The 17,651-nt window shown below is 67.3% G+C and carries 16 protein-coding genes and 1 pseudogene; 10 read left to right on the top strand and 7 right to left on the bottom strand.

The window, feature by feature from the left end:
• The 3 genes and pseudogenes from JO059_RS08065 to trmB all read right to left on the bottom strand — a co-directional run.
• A pseudogene (locus JO059_RS08065) lies at positions 1-556 on the bottom strand (hypothetical protein); the annotation flags it as partial.
• Between the two features lie 64 nt (positions 557-620).
• Positions 621-1,346, bottom strand: coding sequence for an NYN domain-containing protein (locus tag JO059_RS08070; RefSeq protein WP_293315573.1), 726 nt, complete (start codon positions 1,344-1,346; stop codon positions 621-623).
• A complete protein-coding gene (trmB, locus tag JO059_RS08075; protein ID WP_293315587.1) occupies positions 1,343-2,134 on the bottom strand; it encodes a tRNA (guanosine(46)-N7)-methyltransferase TrmB in 792 nt (263 codons plus the stop codon). The genes JO059_RS08070 and trmB overlap by 4 nt, the downstream gene beginning before the upstream one ends.
• 159 nt (positions 2,135-2,293) lie before the next feature.
• Between trmB and JO059_RS08080 the strand changes: the two genes are divergently transcribed.
• The 3 genes from JO059_RS08080 (at position 2,294) to JO059_RS08090 (ending at position 6,897) form a co-directional block, all read left to right on the top strand.
• Positions 2,294-3,388, top strand: coding sequence for a hypothetical protein (locus JO059_RS08080; protein ID WP_293315588.1), 1,095 nt, complete (start codon positions 2,294-2,296; stop codon positions 3,386-3,388).
• On the top strand, positions 3,385-4,872 hold the full coding sequence (locus JO059_RS08085; RefSeq protein ID WP_293315574.1) for a hypothetical protein: 1,488 nt from the start codon (positions 3,385-3,387) through the stop codon (positions 4,870-4,872). The genes JO059_RS08080 and JO059_RS08085 overlap by 4 nt, the downstream gene beginning before the upstream one ends.
• A 201-nt stretch (positions 4,873-5,073) precedes the next feature.
• The gene (locus JO059_RS08090; RefSeq protein ID WP_293315575.1) at positions 5,074-6,897 is read left to right on the top strand and encodes a phosphoenolpyruvate carboxykinase (GTP); all 1,824 of its coding nucleotides are present in this window, start codon (positions 5,074-5,076) and stop codon (positions 6,895-6,897) included.
• Between the two features lie 9 nt (positions 6,898-6,906).
• On the opposite strand, the gene soxR is transcribed toward JO059_RS08090, so the two are convergent.
• Positions 6,907-7,362 carry a redox-sensitive transcriptional activator SoxR gene (gene soxR, locus JO059_RS08095; RefSeq protein WP_293315576.1) on the bottom strand — a complete coding sequence of 152 codons (456 nt, stop codon included), beginning with the start codon at positions 7,360-7,362 and terminating at the stop codon, positions 6,907-6,909.
• Positions 7,363-7,469: 107 nt separating this feature from the next.
• Here soxR and JO059_RS08100 point away from each other — a divergent pair, with 107 nt between their 5' ends.
• The 4 genes from JO059_RS08100 to JO059_RS08115 all read left to right on the top strand — a co-directional run bounded on the left by JO059_RS08100 (position 7,470) and on the right by JO059_RS08115 (position 11,816).
• Entirely contained in the window at positions 7,470-8,195 is a 726-nt protein-coding gene (locus JO059_RS08100) for an SDR family NAD(P)-dependent oxidoreductase (protein WP_293315577.1), read from the top strand.
• Positions 8,192-9,265, top strand: coding sequence for an S-adenosylmethionine:tRNA ribosyltransferase-isomerase (locus tag JO059_RS08105; protein ID WP_293315578.1), 1,074 nt, complete (start codon positions 8,192-8,194; stop codon positions 9,263-9,265). Before JO059_RS08100 ends, JO059_RS08105 begins: the two co-directional genes overlap by 4 nt.
• Positions 9,266-9,335: 70 nt before the next feature.
• Positions 9,336-10,859, top strand: a complete 1,524-nt coding sequence (fadD4, locus tag JO059_RS08110) for a fatty-acid--CoA ligase FadD4 (protein ID WP_293315579.1) — start codon at positions 9,336-9,338, stop codon at positions 10,857-10,859.
• Positions 10,860-10,862: 3 nt separating this feature from the next.
• Entirely contained in the window at positions 10,863-11,816 is a 954-nt protein-coding gene (locus JO059_RS08115) for an enoyl-CoA hydratase/isomerase family protein (RefSeq protein ID WP_293315580.1), read from the top strand.
• 26 nt (positions 11,817-11,842) lie between these two features.
• Here the strand turns inward: JO059_RS08115 and JO059_RS08120 are convergent, their stop codons facing one another.
• Together JO059_RS08120 and JO059_RS08125 are read right to left on the bottom strand one after the other, a co-directional pair.
• Complete coding sequence (locus tag JO059_RS08120; RefSeq protein WP_293315581.1) at positions 11,843-12,271, bottom strand: CD225/dispanin family protein; 429 nt, start codon at positions 12,269-12,271, stop codon at positions 11,843-11,845.
• Between the two features lie 101 nt (positions 12,272-12,372).
• Entirely contained in the window at positions 12,373-13,539 is a 1,167-nt protein-coding gene (locus JO059_RS08125) for an acyl-CoA dehydrogenase family protein (protein ID WP_293315582.1), read from the bottom strand.
• A gap of 9 nt (positions 13,540-13,548) precedes the next feature.
• Between JO059_RS08125 and JO059_RS08130 the strand changes: the two genes are divergently transcribed.
• On the top strand, positions 13,549-14,556 hold the full coding sequence (locus JO059_RS08130) for a MaoC family dehydratase (protein ID WP_293315583.1): 1,008 nt from the start codon (positions 13,549-13,551) through the stop codon (positions 14,554-14,556).
• Positions 14,557-14,645: 89 nt separating this feature from the next.
• Here JO059_RS08130 and JO059_RS08135 read toward each other — a convergent pair whose 3' ends face one another.
• Positions 14,646-15,443: an FkbM family methyltransferase gene (locus tag JO059_RS08135; RefSeq protein ID WP_293315584.1), complete on the bottom strand. Its 798-nt coding sequence runs from the start codon at positions 15,441-15,443 to the stop codon at positions 14,646-14,648.
• A 210-nt stretch (positions 15,444-15,653) separates the two neighbouring features.
• Here JO059_RS08135 and JO059_RS08140 point away from each other — a divergent pair, with 210 nt between their 5' ends.
• Complete coding sequence (locus tag JO059_RS08140; protein ID WP_293315585.1) at positions 15,654-17,342, top strand: hypothetical protein; 1,689 nt, start codon at positions 15,654-15,656, stop codon at positions 17,340-17,342.
• 84 nt (positions 17,343-17,426) lie between these two features.
• On the top strand, positions 17,427-17,651 hold a 225-nt coding region (locus tag JO059_RS08145; protein WP_293315586.1), incomplete at its 3' end, for a hypothetical protein.

Genomic DNA, 17,651 nt, shown 5'->3' on the forward strand with positions numbered 1-17,651 from the left:
TGGCGATGGTGCCCGTCAGCGCGTTGGCAATCGGTTCCAGGCCGGCGAGTTGGACCGTGCCGCCATCGAGCTTTTGCAGGTCGGGCGCGATGGCCTTGTAGTTGTTGAGGATGGTGTCGTCGTCGTCGCCCTTCAGCGGGATCGACACGAAGGTGTGTTTCTTGTCCTCGGTGGCCATGCCCTTGATCAGCGGGGGCGCGTCGGCGGGGTCGGAGACGGCCAGCCAGCCGGCCCAGCCGACGACCTGGTCGGGATGGTCGCTCTTGAACTTGTTCAGCTCGTCGACGATCTTTTGTTTCCACGCCGGGTCGTCGACGGTCTTGCCGTCGGGCGCCGTGAAGGTGGCGACGATGTGACTCGTCCGGTCGCGGCCGTAGGTCTTGTCGCCGAGGACCGAGGCCTTCACGGATTGACTGCCGTCGTCGTAGAAGCCGCTTTGCGTGACGTGCTTGCCGAGGCTCATGCCGAACACGCCGCCCCCGAGGCACAGGGCCACCATGACCCCGATGACGATGTACCGGTAGCGGTACACAGTTCGACCCCACCAGGCGAACACGTAAGCTCCTTACTGGATCGCTAGCGACCCACGCAGTACCCTCTTCGGTTTTGCGACGCCAGTGTCACACACGCGTGGTCAACAGTGCGGACAGCGGCCGGAACGGCTGCAGCCAGGCTCCCTGCTCGGGTAGCGAATCCAGGCCGATCCGCGGCAACGGCTCCCGGAAGACACCCGTGATGTCCTCCAGGTCGACGAAGTCCAAGGTATCCGACGCTAACGCCCAGCTCGCATGTTCACGAAATCCGATCACTTGAACGTGGATTCCCTCGTGCGCGATTTCCTCCAGCGGCTGACGGAACGCCTGGCCGTCGGCCGACGCCACGATCAGGGCGGCGAGCCCTTCGTTGTGCCGCAGTTCGATGTGATCGAGCATGTCGCGGTCGACGTCACTGTCCTCGTCGATCTTCGGCTTGGCAAAGACCGCGAACCCCACGTTACGCAACGCGTCCACCCATGGTCGAACCACATCGGCGCTGCCCGGCGCGATATTGGTGAACACGGTGGCTTCGGGCTCGATCACGACCCCCGGTCGCCCGGAGCTCACCTCCGCCGTACGGGCCAACAACCAGCGACCGAGCGCGTCGAAACGGGGGCGCTCCAGGGCCGTCGGCCGGCGACCCAAGATGGAGCCCAGGCCCATGTCGAGGTTGGGGGCGTCCCACACCAGCAGGACGCGTCCGCCGGCCGGCGGCGAGAAGCTTCCCAGCGCCTCGATATCAGTGGCCGCCACCAATGCCGGTGACTCGAGCGATTCAGGTTGCGCTGCGGTTTCCTCTGTCAGGCTCATAACCCGCCTTCTCCAGCCTCATCCAGCCTTGTCCAGATGAATTCGGTCACGGCGCTGCCCGCCTCCCGGGCCTTCGTCTCGTACTTGGTGGATGGCCGAACAACCGAGATCGGCAGCCGATCGCCGGCGTCGGCGCGGCGCAGTCGCGGCTCGGCATCGCCGACTTCGCCGATCTGCGCGGCGTAGCCGGCGTGATCTGTCGCGGCGTGCAAAACACCACCGGGGAGTAGCCGGTCGGCGATCAGGCCAATCGTGGCCGGTTGCAGGAACCGACGCTTGTGGTGACGGGCCTTCGGCCAGGGATCGGGAAAGAAGACGCGGACTCCGACCAGCGAGCCGGGTGCGATCAGGCGCATCAGCACGTCGATCGCGTTCCCGCGGATCAACCGGATGTTGCCAACCTGCTCGCGGTCGATCGCGGACAGCAGCTGCGCCAGCCCGCGCCGGTAGATTTCGACCGCGATGATGTCGACGTCGGGCTCATCCTTGGCCATCGCCAGCGTCGACGTGCCGCTGCCGCAGCCGATTTCAAGCACAACCGGCGCGCGGCGGCCAAACCACCCGTGGATGTCCAGCGGCTCCGGGTTTCCGCCCCCGGCCGGAGTTGCCACCGAAAGGCCCATTTTCGGCCACAGCCGTTCCCAGGTTTCGCGCTGGGCGCCCGATAGGGCCGAGCGCCGCGAGCGGATGCTTGTGGCGGGTAGATGCCGCGCAGTGTCCACCTCCACCGGCGCGGCGGGACACGGCCCGGCCCCGGGTTGCGGATGCATTTGTCCATCGTGGCCCATGAACCACCGTTGTTGCCGCCCCAGGTACAGATTGATACCCAACAGTTGTCTTCAGCTGCTAACAGATTGAGCGTGGCTCGCATATCGATGGTGCAGATGCCACCATTCGGGGGGAGTCGCCCGGGCCGACGGCATCGAGCGGGCATGCGTGAAGGGACCGTGAAGGGACAGGGCCACATTTTCGTTGACGAGCTGGCACGATTCGCGGCCGAGCGGGCCGATGCGCGCGTAAAAGCGATCGCCGAGCGGGCCGCAGCGCCCCTGCGCGTGGCCGTTCGAGGGCGTCCGGGGGTGGGGCGCAGCACGGTGGCGCGTGCCCTGGACCTCGCCGCCAGTGCGGCGGCGATGTCGGTGGTACCGGAACGCGCCGGTGACGGCGGGGTCGACGTGGTCGTCTACGTCGTCGCCGAGGTGATCAAACCCGAGGACGCCGACGCGATCTCCGCGGCCGGTCGACCGGTGTTGGCAGTGCTGAACAAAGCCGATCTGGTCGGCTCCCTGTCGGGCCGGGCCGGCGGCACGCCGATCGCGACGGCACGGGCGCGCTGTACCGAGTTCTCCGCGCTCATCGGGGTGCCAATGGAGCCGATGATCGGCGTGCTCGGGGTCGCGGCGCTGGAAGATCTCGACGATGCGCTGTGGACTGGGCTGCGGGCACTGGCCGCCGATCCGTGCGGCCTGACCTGCCTGGACGGTTCCTTCGCGGGGTTTGTGGCGGCTAACAATCCGGTGCCGACCGAGGTGCGGCTGCGCCTCTTGGAGGCGCTGGACCTCTTCGGCAGCGCACTCGTGATCGCCGCCGTCCGGAAGGGCTGGACGACCGCGCAGGTCCGGGCCCTGCTGCGCCGGATCAGCGGCGTCGACGCCGTCCTTGGCAACATCGCCGTCATCGGCGCTGAGGCGCGCTACCGTCGGGTGCTCGAGGCTGTCGCCGCGCTGGAGGCAATCGCGGTCGGTCACGCCGCGCTGGGCGAGGGGATCAGCGCGTTCCTGTCTTGCGACGACACGGTGATGGCCCGCATGGGGGCGGCCGTCGACCTAGCGGCAGCGGCCGGTTTGGCCGTCGATCCCGTCGATATGAACGCCGATGATCCGGCAACACACTTGCCACGGGCGGTTCGTTGGCAGCGCTACAGCCGGGGCCGGCTGGGACCGGTGAGCGATCTGCACCGTGCGTGCGGGGCCGATATCGCCCGGGGATCGCTTCGGCTGTGGTCGCAGTCCTGCGGGTCGCTGCCGGGAGACTCCCGGTGAGCCGCGACGCGGGCGCCGATCCGGCCGCCCGGGTCGACGCGCTGGTGGCGGGCATCGGTCCGGAGTTGGACGCGCCGGCTCTCAACCACCTCGACGTGGTGTTGGTCACCGGCCCCTGGCTGGCCGGCGTCACCTCGGTGGTCGCCGCGTTACGCGAACGGCTGCCCGAGCACAAGTTCGTCGAGTCGAGGGAACTGGGGTCCGGCGACGCACCGCTCGCGGTGGTGTTCGTTGTGTCCGCGGCGGCCCACCTGACCGCCTCCGATTGTGCGTTGCTGAATGCCGCCGCCCAGCACACCGACCCGGTCGTGGCGGTGGTGTCCAAGATCGACGTGCATCGCAACTGGCGGGACGTGCTTGCCGCCGACCGCGAGATCCTGGCTGCGCACGCACCGCGGTACCGCCGGGTGCCGTGGGTCGGTGCGGCCGCGTCGCCCGAGGTGGGCGAGCCGAGCGTCGACGATCTGGTGGAGACCGTCGCGCGGCAACTGGCCGATCCCGATATTGCACGACGAAACAGGCTGCGGGCGTGGCAATCCCGGCTCCAAACGGTCGCCCGGCGATTCGATCGCGAGGTCGAGGGCGCCGGTCGACGCGTGCGGGTGGAAGCGTTGCGGGAAGAGCGCAGCGCCGCCTTGCGGGAGCGGCGCCAGGCCAAGACCGAGCGCACCATCACCCTGCGCGGTCAGATCCACCAGGCGCGGGTGCAGTTGTCCTACTTTGCCCGAAACCGGTGCTCGTCGGTGCGCACTGAGCTGCAGGAGGACGCGGCTGGTTTGTCGCGGCGGGACATGCCCGGCTTCGAGGCGCACACGCGCCGCCGGGTCGACGAAGTGCTCGCCGAGGTTAGTGACGGAATCACCGCCCAACTCACCGACGTCAAGCAGTTAACTGGCTTGCCGGTGGCGCTGCCGGACGTCGAGAAACTGCCGACGGTTGACGTCCCGGCCGCGCCGCTGAAATCGCGGCGGCAGGAAACCTGGCTGATGTTGCTGTTGGGCGCCGGCTTCGGGCTCGGCGTGGCGCTGACGCTTGGTCGGCTGGTGGGCGGCGTGGCGTCGCGGGTCGGCCCGCGGCTGGCCCCCGCGCTGTTGATAGCCGGGGCTGTGGGGTGTATGGCGGTCGGCCTGGCGCTCACCTTTGTGGTGATCCACATCCGCGGGCTGCTGCGTGACCGGGCGCTGCTGGACCGCTGGACGGGCGACGTCACGTCGTCGCTGCGGTCGGTGGCCGAGGAGCTGGTCGCGACCCGGGTCCTGGTTGCGGAGTCGATGTTGAGCAGCGCCCTGAGCGCGCGCGACGAAGACGCGAACGCCCAGGTCGCCGACCGCGTCAGCGCCATCGACAGCGAATTGCGTGAGCATGCCATCGCCTCGGCGCGCGCGGCCGCCGCGCGAGACCGGGAGATGCCCACGGTGAGAGCCGCGCTCGATGCCGTGCGGGCGGAGCTGGCGGATCCCGACGACGAGCGGCGCGAGGGCTGACCGCTGAACGCCGCTGAAGGGCTTCTGAATCGTTGTTGTGAGAAGGCTTATACCCGCCCGAGACCTCCCCGACAAGTCGACCGCGATAACCTGTAGTTAACGCCACCATGTAAACAGTTGTGTGGGCGAACGCATACCTGACGACGACGACACGACCACGAAGATGCCTGCCAGGCGGGCAGAGGAACCCAGGAGAGTTCGATGACTTCAGCGACCATTCCCGGTCTGGATACCGCGCCCACCAATCACCAGGGCCTGCTGGCGTGGGTGCAGGAGGTCGCCGAGCTGACTCAGCCGGACCGGGTGGTTTTCGCTGACGGCTCCGACGACGAGTGGCGGCGGCTCACCGACCAGCTCGTCGAGGCGGGCACGTTCAAGCGGCTGAACCCCAAGAAATACCCGAACTCCTTTCTGGCGCTCTCGGATCCTTCCGACGTGGCGCGCGTGGAGTCGCGGACCTTCATCTGCTCCGAGCGCAAGGAAGACGCCGGCCCGACCAACAACTGGATGGACCCCGCCGAGATGAGGTCCACCATGACTGAGCTGTACCGGGGCTGCATGCGCGGTCGCACCATGTATGTGGTGCCGTTCTGCATGGGCCCGCTCGGCGCCGAAGATCCCAAGCTCGGCGTGGAGATCACCGATTCCGAGTACGTCGTCGTCTCGATGAAGGTGATGACCCGCATGGGCAAGGCCGCCTTGGAGAAGATGGGCGACGACGGCTTCTTCGTCAAGGCGCTGCACTCGGTCGGGGCCCCGCTCGAGCCGGGCAGCAAGGACGTGCCCTGGCCGTGCAACGACACCAAATACATCACCCACTTCCCGGAGACCCGTGAGATCTGGAGCTACGGCTCGGGCTACGGCGGCAACGCCCTGCTGGGCAAGAAGTGCTACTCGCTGCGCATCGCGTCGGCGATGGCCCACGACGAGGGTTGGCTCGCCGAGCACATGCTGATCCTCAAGCTGATCTCCCCGGAGAACAAGGCGTACTACTTCGCCGCGGCCTTCCCGTCGGCCTGTGGCAAGACCAACCTGGCCATGCTGCAGCCCACCATCGAAGGCTGGCGGGCCGAGACGCTCGGTGATGACATCGCCTGGATGCGCTTCGGCAAGGACGGCCGGCTGTACGCGGTCAACCCCGAGTTCGGTTTCTTCGGGGTGGCTCCGGGCACCAACTGGAAGTCCAACCCCAACGCCATGCGGACGATCGCCGCCGGAAACACCGTCTTCACCAACGTCGCGCTCACCGACGACGACGAGGTGTGGTGGGAAGGCCTGGAGGGCGAACCCGATCACCTGATCGACTGGAAGGGCAACGACTGGTACATCCGCGAGACGGAAACCAAAGCGGCGCACCCGAATTCGCGGTACTGCACGCCGATGTCGCAGTGCCCCATCCTGGCCCCCGAGTGGGACGACCCGCAGGGTGTGCCGATCTCGGGCATCCTGTTCGGCGCCCGCCGCAAGACGACGGTTCCGCTGGTGACTCAGGCCCGCGACTGGCAGCACGGCGTGTTCATGGGTGCCACCATGGGCAGCGAGCAGACCGCCGCCGCCGAGGGCAAGGTCGGCGCCGTGCGCCGCGACCCGATGGCCATGCTGCCTTTCCTGGGCTACCACGTCGCCGACTACTTCCAGCACTGGCTGGACCTGGGCAAGAACTCCGACGAGTCCAAGCTGCCGAAGGTGTTCTTCGTCAACTGGTTCCGCCGCGGCGACAAGGGCGAGTTCCTGTGGCCCGGCTTCGGTGAGAACAGCCGCGTGCTGAAGTGGATCGTCGACCGCATCGAGCACCGGGCCGGTGGCCAGGACACCCCGATCGGCATCGTTCCCGGCCCGGCGGACCTGGACCTCGACGGCCTCGACGTCGACTCCGACGACGTCGCGAAGGCGTTGGCGGTCAATCCCGACGAGTGGCGCAAGGAACTGCCGCTCATCGAGGAGTGGTTCGAGTTCGTCGGCGAGAAGCTGCCCACCGGCGTCAAGGACGAGTTCGAGGCGCTCAAGCAGCGGCTCTCGCAATAGCGCTCGGCCTCACTGCCGCAACGACTTCGGCAAGTACATCGCGCCCGATCCCGCGACGGCCGCGGCGTCTCCCGGATTGGAGATGGCGCAGCGCTTCAGTGACAGGCAGCCGCAGCCGATGCACGAGTCGAGGTTGTCGCGCAGCGCCATCAGTCCGGCGATCTGATCGTCGAGGCGCGCGCGCCAGGTCTTCGACAGCCGGGCCCAGTCGGTGCGATTGGGGGTCCGGCTTTCGGGCAGCCTGGACAACGCGTCGGCGATCTCATCGAGGCTCAAGCCGACGTTCCGCGCGGCGCGGATGAAGGCCAGGCGCCGCAAGGTCTGCCGCTCGAACCGGCGCTGCCCGCCGGCCGTGCGGGTGGCCGCGATGAGGCCCTGGCTCTCGTAGAACCGGATGGCCGAGGGGGCGAAGCCGCTGCGGCGGGCCAGTTCGCCGACGGTGAACAGATCGCTCGAAACTTGCACCGGGGTCGCTCCTGGCGGTGTTGCGTGCGTGACGTCGGTGTCGCGGTAGCGGCGCCGAAACTACGGGACTTGACTTAAAGTTTACTTTAACTAGCAGTATGGACGCTATGACGAAACCTCAACCATGTCCCGTCGCAATAGTCACCGGCGCGTCACGCGGGTTCGGCAAAGCGGTCACCGCCGCCCTGCTGGACCGCGGATGGACGGTCGTCGGCGACGCCCGCCGCACAAACGAGCTGAAAGACGCTGCCGCAGAGCTCAATTCAAGCCGGCTGATCACCTTGACCGGCGGCGTCACCGACGGGTCGCATCGTGGCGCGCTGGTCGCCGCCGCCAACGACGCCGGTGCCCTGCGCCTGCTGGTGAACAATGCCAGCCGGCTGGGGCCCAGCCCCCAACCACCGTTGGCCGACTACCCGTTGGGGGAGTTGTGGGCGGTCTACGAGACCAATGTGTTGGCGCCGCTGGCGCTGACCCAGGCGGCGCTGCCGGCGCTTACCGCCAACGCGGGCGTGATCGTCAACGTGACCTCCGATGCCGCCGTCGAGCCGTATGCCGGCTGGGGCGGATACGGCTCGTCGAAGGCCGCGTTGGATCAGCTCTCGGCCGTCTTGGCCGTGGAGCTATCGGCGGACCCGGCCGTGGCGGTCTATGCCTTCGACCCCGGCGACATGCGGACCGAGATGCACCAGGCCGCGTTTCCCGGCGAGGACATCTCCGACCGCGCCGAGCCGGAATCCGTCGTGCCCGCGCTGCTGCGGCTGCTCGACACCCGGCCGCCGTCCGGTCGCCATCGGGCGGCGGATCTGCTCGCGTCGAGTGCGCGGCAATGACCTTGGCAGCGCTGCACTTTCACCGACCGCCGGGTTCCGATGCCACCGAGCCGCCGGAGGCGCACGGCGTCGCCCGGGACGCGGTCAAACTGCTGGTCGCCCGGCCGAGTGGGGGTACCACCCGCTTGCCGGGGAAGGTGAGCCACACCCGGTTCGCCGACATCGGTGACCATCTGCGACCGGGCGATCTCCTGGTGGTGAACAACTCGGCCACGCTTCCGGCCGCTGTCGACGGCCGCCGGGCGGGACGGCTTATCGCGGTGCACTTTTCGTCTGCGCGCGCCGACAAGGTGTGGGTGGTCGAACCGCGGCCCGCCGGGGATGCGGGCGCTCACCTCAACGATGTCCGGCCCGGCGAACGCATCGAGTTGCCCGGCGGCGCGGCGCTCCTCGTCATGTCGTCCTACCCCCGGGCTGGGGTAGCGGGCTCGCGGTTGTGGACGGCGCGGGTGATCCTCGAAGGTCCGGAAGGCAGCGTCGTACCGTACCTTGCCCGGTACGGACGGCCGATCAAATACTCATACGTGCCACGGCGATGGCCGTTGGCCTACTATCAAACCGTGTTCGCCCGTCGGCCGGGCAGCGCTGAAATGCCTAGCGCTGCAAGGCCATTCAGCACCGAGCTGGTGACAAACCTGGTCGCGGCGGGGATTGCGATCGCGCCGATCACGCTGCACACCGGGGTGTCGTCGGCGGAGGCGGGGGAGCCGCCGGTCCCCGAGCCGTTCGAGCTGCCGGCCGCCACCGCACGGTTGGTCAACCTCACGAAGGCGGCCAGCGGCCGGGTGATCGCGGTCGGCACCACGGTGACGCGCGCTCTCGAGTCCGGGGCCGACGTCAACGGCGTGGTGCGCCCCACGGGCGGCTGGACCGACCTGGTGCTCGGCCCCGGCCGCCCCTGCCGCGTGGTGGACGGCCTGATCACCGGATGGCACGACGCCGGAGCCTCGCACTTGTTGCTCCTGGAGGCCGTGGCGGGCCACGAGCTGCTCGCCGAGGCGTACCGGGAGGCCGTCGAACACGGTTATCTGTGGCATGAGTTCGGCGACAGCGCCCTATTCCTGCCCTAATGGGTGTTTAGCTGCGCTCGGGCTCGTAGGCGTTGACGGCCGTCAGGTTCACGCATCGTACAGTTCAGCCATGCAGATTCGCGACCACGCCCAGGCGCACCCCGACAAGCCCGCCGTGATCCTGCACCCGTCGGGCACCGTGGTGACCTTCGGCGAGCTCGAGGCCCGCGCCAACCGGCTGGCGCATGGTTTCCGTAAGGTGGGCCTGCGCGAGGGTGACACCGTCGCGATCCTCATGGAGAACAACGAACATATCCATGCGGTCATGTGGGCGGCGCGGCGGAGCGGCCTCTATTACGTGCCGATCAACACCCACCTCACCCCGGCCGAGGCCGCCTACATCGTCGACAACAGTGGCGCCAAGGCGATCATCGGGTCGGCCGCGCTGCGGGCCACGTGCGCGGCCCTGGTCGAGCACCTTCCCGCGGGGCTGCCGGAGCTGCTGATGATCGCCGACGGTGAGCTTGCCGGCTGGGAGCGATATCCGGAATGCGTTGCAGACCAACCGGATACGCCGATAGACGACGAAATCGAGGGCGACCTGCTGCAGTACTCGTCGGGCACCACCGGCCGGCCCAAGGGAATCAGACGCGAATTGCCGCACGTCCCGCCGGACCAGGCTCCGGGCATGATGTCGGCCCTCGTGGGCTTCTGGCTGGATCCCGATGCGGTATATCTGAGCCCGGCGCCGCTGTACCACACGGCACCTTCGGTGTGGTCGATGAGCGTTCAGGCCGGCGGCATCACGACGGTGGTCATGGAGAAGTTCGATGCCGAGGGAGCGCTCGACGCGATCCAGCAGCACCGGGTCACCCATGGCCAGTTCGTGCCGGCGATGTTCGTCAGGATGCTGAAACTGCCTGAGGCCGTGCGCAAATCATATGACGTGTCCAGCCTCAAACGGGTGATGCATGCGGCCGCGCCGTGCCCGGTGGATATCAAGATGCAGATGATCGAGTGGTGGGGACCGATCGTCGACGAATACTACGCGTCCTCCGAGGCGATCGGTTCGACACTGATCTCCGCCGAAGAATGGCTTGCCCATCCGGGTTCGGTCGGCAAGCCCATGCTGGGTGGGCTGCACATACTCGACCAAGAGGGCAACGAGCTACCGCCGGGAGAGCCCGGCGAGATCTATTTCGAGGGCGGGTATCCGTTCGAATACCTCAACGACCCGACGAAGACCGCGGCCTCCCGCGACAGCCACGGCTGGGTGACGGTTGGCGACATCGGTTATCTCGACGACGAGGGTTACCTGTTCCTGACCGACCGCCGCCACCACATGATCATCTCCGGCGGGGTGAACATCTATCCGCAGGAGGCCGAGAACCTTCTGGTCACCCACCCGAAGGTGCTCGACGCGGCCGTGTTCGGCATTCCCGACGACGAGATGGGGCAGCGCGTCATGGCGGCGGTGCAGACCGTCGATCCCGCCGACGCCACCGAGCAGTTCGCCGACGAGCTGATCGCGTGGCTGCGAGATCGCTTGGCGCACTACAAGTGTCCGCGATCGATAGCGTTCGAGTCGCAACTGCCGCGCACCGACACCGGGAAGCTCTACAAGAACGGGCTGATAGAGAAGTATTCGGTGTGAGCCGTGTTCCGGCTGGTCGACCTGTCTCGCGCTTCCGATCCCAGCGTCGGATCACCACCGGGTGTCATCCTGGCCTTCGGCTCGGCCGCCGACATCGGTCGCCCGCAGGCCCAATCATGGCTAGAGACAGCGACTTTCACCCTGACCGAGGACGTCTGCGATGATCGCAGGGTGGTCACCGTCGATTCGGTGTCCGATGCCCTCGCCGAGCTGACCGAGCGCTGTCAGCGTTGGCCGCACGCCAGCAGCGTGTGCGACGACGTGCTGCGTGCCGTCGACCCGGGCTGCCCGACGATGTCGGCAGTGATGACCGAGTCGTTGGCCTACTCGACGTTGCAGGCCGGCCCCGAGTTCGCGCGCTGGCTCGCCGAGCGTGGCCCCGCTCGCATGGCCGAAATCGCCGACCCGGTGCAGGCCCAGCGCGACGGCGACACGCTGTACATCAGGTTCAACCGACCGCAACGGCACAACGCGTTTTCCACCGATGCGCGGGCCGCGCTGCTCGAGGCCCTGACCGTCGCGCAGCTGGACCCGTCGGTGACGGGCATCGTGTTGAGCGGCAATGGGCCGTCGTTTTGCAGCGGCGGAGATCTCGCCGAATTCGGGACGATCGCCGACCCGGTGAGCGCCCACCTGGCGCGCACGCGGCACAGCCCCGCGGTGGCCCTCGATGCACTGACCGCCAGGCTCGGGCGCTCCTGCCGCGCCGAGGTCCACGGCCGGGTGCTCGGCAGCGGCCTGGAGATGGCGGCGTTCTGCGGATGGGTTGAGGCGCGCGGCGATTCGGTTTTCGGGCTACCGGAATTGGGGCTGGGCCTCATCCCCGGCGCCGGCGGCACCGTCAGCATCACGCGCCGGATCGGCCGTTGGCGCACGGCGTATCTCGTGTTGTCCGGTCACACCATCGACGCTGACACCGCGCGGGCCTGGGGGCTGGTGGACCGAAGCTCGGGATAGCGCCCGGGCGTTGCTCGTGAGAACGCTCAGTAGGAGAAGGTCGTCGTGGTGGTCGTCGGGATGTTCGAGACGACCGCCGCGACGAAGGCGAACCACAAAACGATGCCGATGACGATGCTGACGGCACCGACGACCGCACCGACAATGGCCCACTTCTTGGCGTTGTCGGACGCCGTCTGCGCCTCGGCATACCGTCCCTGACCCCACAACCCGGACACCCTGGTGGAGTACACGATCGAGACGATCCCCAGCGGCAGGCAACACAAAACCGTGCACAGAATCGCCCAGACGAGGTAGTTGTCGGGCTCACGCTGGGCCGGCCAGCCCGGCTGTTGACCCTGCCACGCCGGCGGCTGCTGACCCTGCCACGCCGGCGGCTGCTGGCCCTGCCACGCCGGCGGCTGCTGACCCTGCCATTCTGGTGAACCCTCGTACGGCCCTGGGGGATAGCTCATGGCAACCGCCTTTCTACGTGGTTCCCTGCGTGCCGCCCTGCCGGTGTGCGAAGTCAGGCAAATATACAGCACAGGTCCGCGCCGGGCCGGGAGATTCGCCCTCAGATCCCGCCCCGGGCGACCAGCTGCCCGGCGATCACATTGCGCTGGATCTCATTGGTGCCTTCGCCGACGATCATCAGCGGTGCGTCCCGGAAGTAGCGTTCCACGTCGTATTCGGCGGAATAGCCGTAGCCGCCGTGGATGCGCACCGCGTTCAGCGCGATCTCCATCGCCACCTCGGAGGCGAACAGCTTGGCCATACCGGCCTCCATGTCGCAGCGTTGTCCGCTGTCGTAGCGCTCGGCGGCATAGCGGGTGAGCTGGCGGGCGGCGGTGAGCTTGGTTGCCATGTCGGCGAGGTAGTTGCCGATCGCCTGATGTTTCCAGATCGGCTGGCCGAAGCTTTCCCGCTGTTGCGCGTAGGCCAGTGCGTCTTCCAGTGCGGCCGTCGCCACGCCGAGGGCCCGGGCGGCCACCTGGATGCGGCCGGTCTCGAGCCCCTTCATCATTTGCGCGAACCCGTCGCCCATGCGGCCGCCCAGGACCGCCGACGGGGGCGCGACGAAGCCGTCAAAGCAGAGCTCGCAGGATTCGACACCCTTGTAACCCAGCTTGGGCAGGTCCCGCGAGACCGTCAGACCTGGGCCGTGCTCGACGAGCAGGATCGAGATGCCCTTGTGGCGCGGGGTGGCGTCGGGGTCGGTCTTGCACAGCAGCGCAATGAGTCCGGAGCGGCGCGCGTTGGAAATCCACGTCTTGGAACCGTTGATCCGCAACGTGTCCGGGCCGTCCGGTAGTGCAGTCGTCGTCATGTTCTGCAGATCCGAGCCGCCGCCCGGCTCCGTCAACGCCATGGTTGCCCGCATCTCGCCGGTGGCCATCGCTGGCAGGTAGGCGCGCTTTTGTTCCTCGGTGCCGAACAGGCTCAGCAGCTTGGCCACCACGGTGTGCCCGCCCATGGCGCCGGCCAAGCTCATCCACCCGCGCGCCAGTTCCTCGGTGACCCGCACGTAGCACGGCATCGACACCGGTGTCCCGCCGTACTCCTCTGGAACGGCCAGGCCGTAGATACCGATGCGCTTCATCTGCTCGATCCACGCCTCCGGGTAGGCATTGGCGTGTTCCATCTCGCGGACGCTGGGTTTGACGTCGCGATCGATGAACGTCCGCACCGTGGCGACCAGCAAGTCTTCGTCGTCGTTCAGCTCACTGCTCACGTGTGCCATATTGGCCCCGTGACTTATGCGCATGCGCGGGAGGGCGGTCCCTACTTCGACGAACTGTCGGTGGGCGAGGTCTTCGACCGGGCGCCCGCGGCGACGCTGTCACCCGGCTTGGCCGCCGCTCACCAGGCGATCGTGGGGGACCGGATGCGGCTGGCGCTGGATGCCGTGCTCTGCACCGCGGTGACCGGGGTGCCGGGACCACTGGCGCACCCGGCGCTGGTATGCGACGTGGCGATCGGGCAGTCCACGTTGGCCACCCAGCGGGTCAAGGCCAACCTGTTCTATCGGGGCCTCACGTTTCACCGCTTCCCCGTCGTCGGCGACACCATCTACACTCGCACCGAAGTTGTTGGGCTGCGGGCGAATTCGCTCAAGCCGGGCCGTGCGCCGACGGGCCTGGCGGCGCTGCGGATGATCACCATCGACCAGGCCGACCGGTTGGTCCTCGACTTCTACCGGTGCGCCATGCTGCCCGCCAGCCCGGACTGGAATCCCGACCAGGCGCCGGGTGACGACCTGTCGGTGATCGGCGCCGACGCGCCCGGCCCCGCCTCCGATCCGACCGCCCAGTGGAACGGTGAACTCTTTCGAAACCGCGTGCCCGGCCCCCACTTTGACCCCGGTCTGGCGGGAACGGTGCTGCACAGCACCGGCGACGTGGTCAGCAGCGCACCGGAATTGGCTCGACTCACCCTCAATATTGCCGCCACCCACCATGATTGGCGAGTAGGCGCACGCCGGCTGGTCTACGGTGGGCATACCATCGGGCTGGCACTCGCACAGGCCAGCAGGCTGCTGCCGAACCTGGTGACCGTCCTTGGCTGGGAGTCCTGCGATCACACCGGGCCGGTGCACGAGGGCGACACCCTGTACAGCGAGCTCCACGTCGAGTCCGCCGAACCGACCGAACATGGTGGCGTGCTGCGGCTGCGGTCGCTGGTCTATGCGGTGGGCGACACGGCGGGCGATCCCGACCGGCCGGTGCTGGACTGGCGGTTCGACGCGCTGCATTTCTGATCGCGAACGCCGAACCGCCGATACCCGTCCCGCGCTTCGGGGCCCGATCCCCGGCAACACGCACACTTTGCCCAAGGGCGAAGCTGTCGTCATGAGACATGGTTGGGGACAAAGACAAAGTTGTTGACGTATACGCCGCGGGCCGTCCACCCGTTTTCCCGGCCGCCGACGTTCGACGGATTCTGATGCTGGGCCGGGTCGAAGTTTTCGACCGGTAGTCGAGTGCCGCCGATTTCGAAGTAGCCCCTGTAATCGAGTGCGGTGAAGAATTCGGTGATTTCGGCGACGGCATTCGGATGATGGCGTTCCTCGGCTTCCACGAGAATCTTCGGCCGGTTGCGCGTCAGGGTGTCCGCGGCGCCGCGCAGCACGGCCAGTTCGTGCCCCTCGACGTCGATCTTGATCAGCCCAACATCGTCGAAACGGAACTCGTCGAGGCACTTGACCGGTACGTCGATGCTTCGCACGCGACTGCCGCTCACGTCGCGCAGGACGTTGTCGGTGTCGATGGTGCTGCGGCCCGGTTCCGCCTCGACGATCCGCATGGTCACCGTGCCGGGTTTATCCGACAGCGCCACGGCTTCCACCCGCACCGCGGCGCCGATCGCCCTGAACATCGACGCCAGCTCGCGGGCCTGAGCCGGCCTGGGTTCGAAGGCAATGACCGACGGCGAGGACGCCAACATGGCGACGGTGAACTCGCCGACATCGGCTCCAATGTCCAGTGAAACGCGGTTCGGATCACACAAAGACGCCGCCAGCCGCACATCCGCGCGGGATTCGCCAAGACGTTGCAGGATGCCGAATCTCCGCCGCCAGAACAGGCGTGGTGCGACGGACCTCGCCGCAGGGGCGAGCCAACGTTTGGCTGAGCGCGCGATGGTCATCTGTCGTGTCTCCAGGAGCGTTCCCGGGCAATCGGGCGCCGTGCCTTGCGGACAGCGGTTCGACGGCAGCCGGTTGCGGAGCATCAGCATAGTGGACCCGGCATGCCCGGGGGCTCACGGCCTCGCGGCGACGAGGCGAAAGCCGGGTGATGATCTGACCTGCACGAGTTGACGTCGCCTGTGGGGCGCGACCTCCGCATACTGGTGACGATGTCTCGCTCGTTTGGGAACACGGCGCTGGCCGCGGCCGGGTGCGCGGCGCTGCTGGCGAGCGGCTGCGGTCATCGCAACGACCCCGGGCCGCTATCCGCGATGGTCACCGCGGTCATACCGGCCACCGCTCAAGAAATCCCCAATCCGCTGCGCGGCCAATACGAAGATCTCCTGCAACCGCTTTTCCCACAGGTCAATCCAGCGCAGCAGGGCTATCCTCCGTGGCCCCCGGCTTATGACGCGGGGTTGCGTGTCTCGTGGCGCCAGTTGCAGCCCACCAATCCGCGCACATTGCCGGCCGACGCACCCGACGATCGCAGGTTCGACTTCAGGGTGATCGACGACGCGCTGAACGACGCGGGCAATCGCAACATGCGGCTCATGCTCCGCGTGTACGCCTACAACTCCTGTTGCGACGCCTCTTACCCGGGCAACACGAACATTGCGATACCCGACTGGATGCGCTACGCCGCCACCAGCTATCCGGGACCGCAACAATGGTGGTGGACACCCGGTGTGACGCAGGTGGTGCCGAACTGGAACGACCACCGCTACCTGGACGCCTTCGGCGCGCTGCTCGCGGCGCTCGGACGCCGCTATGACCGCGACGAGAGGCTGAGCGTTTTCGAGTTTTCCGGGTACGGCGACTTCAGCGAAGACCACATCGCATACTTGCGCGACGCGCTGGGCGCGCCCGGACCGGAGCCCGACGAAAGCGTCGCGAAGTTGGGTTATTACAGCCAGTTTCGCGATCAGAGCATAACCATCGGCTCGATCAGGCAGCTCGTCGCCGCGAATGTCAACGCCTTCCCCCACACACAATTGGTGGTCAACGAGCCGAACCCGGAGATCGTGCGCGAACTCCTGGCCGACGACGTGACGAGAAGACTTGCCGCACCGGTGGGCATCCGTTCCGATTGCCTCGGCGTGTATGCGCCGCTGCCCATTTGGGCCGAGTCGGACGCCTCGTATTACGTGCGTTCGAAGGACCCCCTGGTCAACGAGATCAAAGATCGGCTCGCCTCGGCGCCGGTGATCACCGAGTGGTGCCAATTGCCTGCCGGAACCGAGGCGCGTTCCTATTACGCGAAAGCCCTGCGGGACGTCATCCGATATCACGTGTCGATGACGGCGAGCTATGACTTCCCCGACCAGGGTTCGAATAAGCCGATGGACCGGGATTTGTATGTGCTGTGGGCGCAAGCCAACGTGTCCGCCGGCTATCGGTACTCGGTGGCTGCGCGGCCCGGATCGGAGTCGCTGCGCGACGGCGTGGCCCGCGTTGCTGTCACCTGGACCAACTACGGCTCTGCGGTCGCCAGCGAGACATGGGTCCCGGTATATCGGCTGGTGGATTTCTCCGGTCGGGTGATCCGCACACTCCCCGCAACCGTAGCGTTGCGCAGGCTGGTGGCCGACCACGTCGAAGGCACCGGCGAAGAGCCGCTTCCGGCGTCGTCCGAGGAAACCGTGAGCGTGGACTTGAAGGGCCTGGCTCCGGGACACTACACCCTGCGGGCGTCGGTTGACTGGCAACAGCACAAGCCGGGCGCCTCGCGAGTGGTGAACTATGCGCCCATGGCATTGGCGCGCGCCGGGCGCGATGACTCGGGAGGATATCCCATCGCAAAGCTCGACATTGCCCGCGATGTCCGTCCAAGAACACTGAATGGCCGGGTGAATTAGACGTTTGAACTCCCCCGCGCGCGGGGTAAGTTGAAACACGAAGAATTAGCCGTTGCGCACGGGTGCAACGACTAAGCGCGGCGGATGATCAATGTGGTCGGTTTCTTGAAGAGAATTTTTACGTTATTGCGTGCGGGTCACCAAAGCGGCGCTCCCGCCGTGGCGACGTGGCGCTCGTCGAAAAACCTAGCCCAGGCCCTGGCGGCTTGTGCGGCGCTCGTGCTGACCGGATGTGGAAGTCATATCAGCTACCACCCGCTGCCCGCGATGGAAAGGAGCCTGGGACCGGCGCCCACCCTGCTCAGTCAC

It is taken from the genome of Mycobacterium sp. (assembly GCF_019247615.1).
Classification (GTDB): domain Bacteria; phylum Actinomycetota; class Actinomycetes; order Mycobacteriales; family Mycobacteriaceae; genus Mycobacterium.

Coding starts and splice junctions, on each gene's coding strand:
- JO059_RS08070 (WP_293315573.1), bottom strand. CDS start 1,346: ATGAGCCTGACAGAGGAAACCGCAGCGCAACCTGAATCGCTCGAGTCA.
- trmB (WP_293315587.1), bottom strand. CDS start 2,134: ATGGGCCACGATGGACAAATGCATCCGCAACCCGGGGCCGGGCCGTGT.
- JO059_RS08090 (WP_293315575.1), top strand. CDS start 5,074: ATGACTTCAGCGACCATTCCCGGTCTGGATACCGCGCCCACCAATCAC.
- JO059_RS08100 (WP_293315577.1), top strand. CDS start 7,470: ATGACGAAACCTCAACCATGTCCCGTCGCAATAGTCACCGGCGCGTCA.
- JO059_RS08105 (WP_293315578.1), top strand. CDS start 8,192: ATGACCTTGGCAGCGCTGCACTTTCACCGACCGCCGGGTTCCGATGCC.
- fadD4 (WP_293315579.1), top strand. CDS start 9,336: ATGCAGATTCGCGACCACGCCCAGGCGCACCCCGACAAGCCCGCCGTG.
- JO059_RS08120 (WP_293315581.1), bottom strand. CDS start 12,271: ATGAGCTATCCCCCAGGGCCGTACGAGGGTTCACCAGAATGGCAGGGT.
- JO059_RS08125 (WP_293315582.1), bottom strand. CDS start 13,539: ATGGCACACGTGAGCAGTGAGCTGAACGACGACGAAGACTTGCTGGTC.
- JO059_RS08135 (WP_293315584.1), bottom strand. CDS start 15,443: ATGACCATCGCGCGCTCAGCCAAACGTTGGCTCGCCCCTGCGGCGAGG.
- JO059_RS08140 (WP_293315585.1), top strand. CDS start 15,654: ATGTCTCGCTCGTTTGGGAACACGGCGCTGGCCGCGGCCGGGTGCGCG.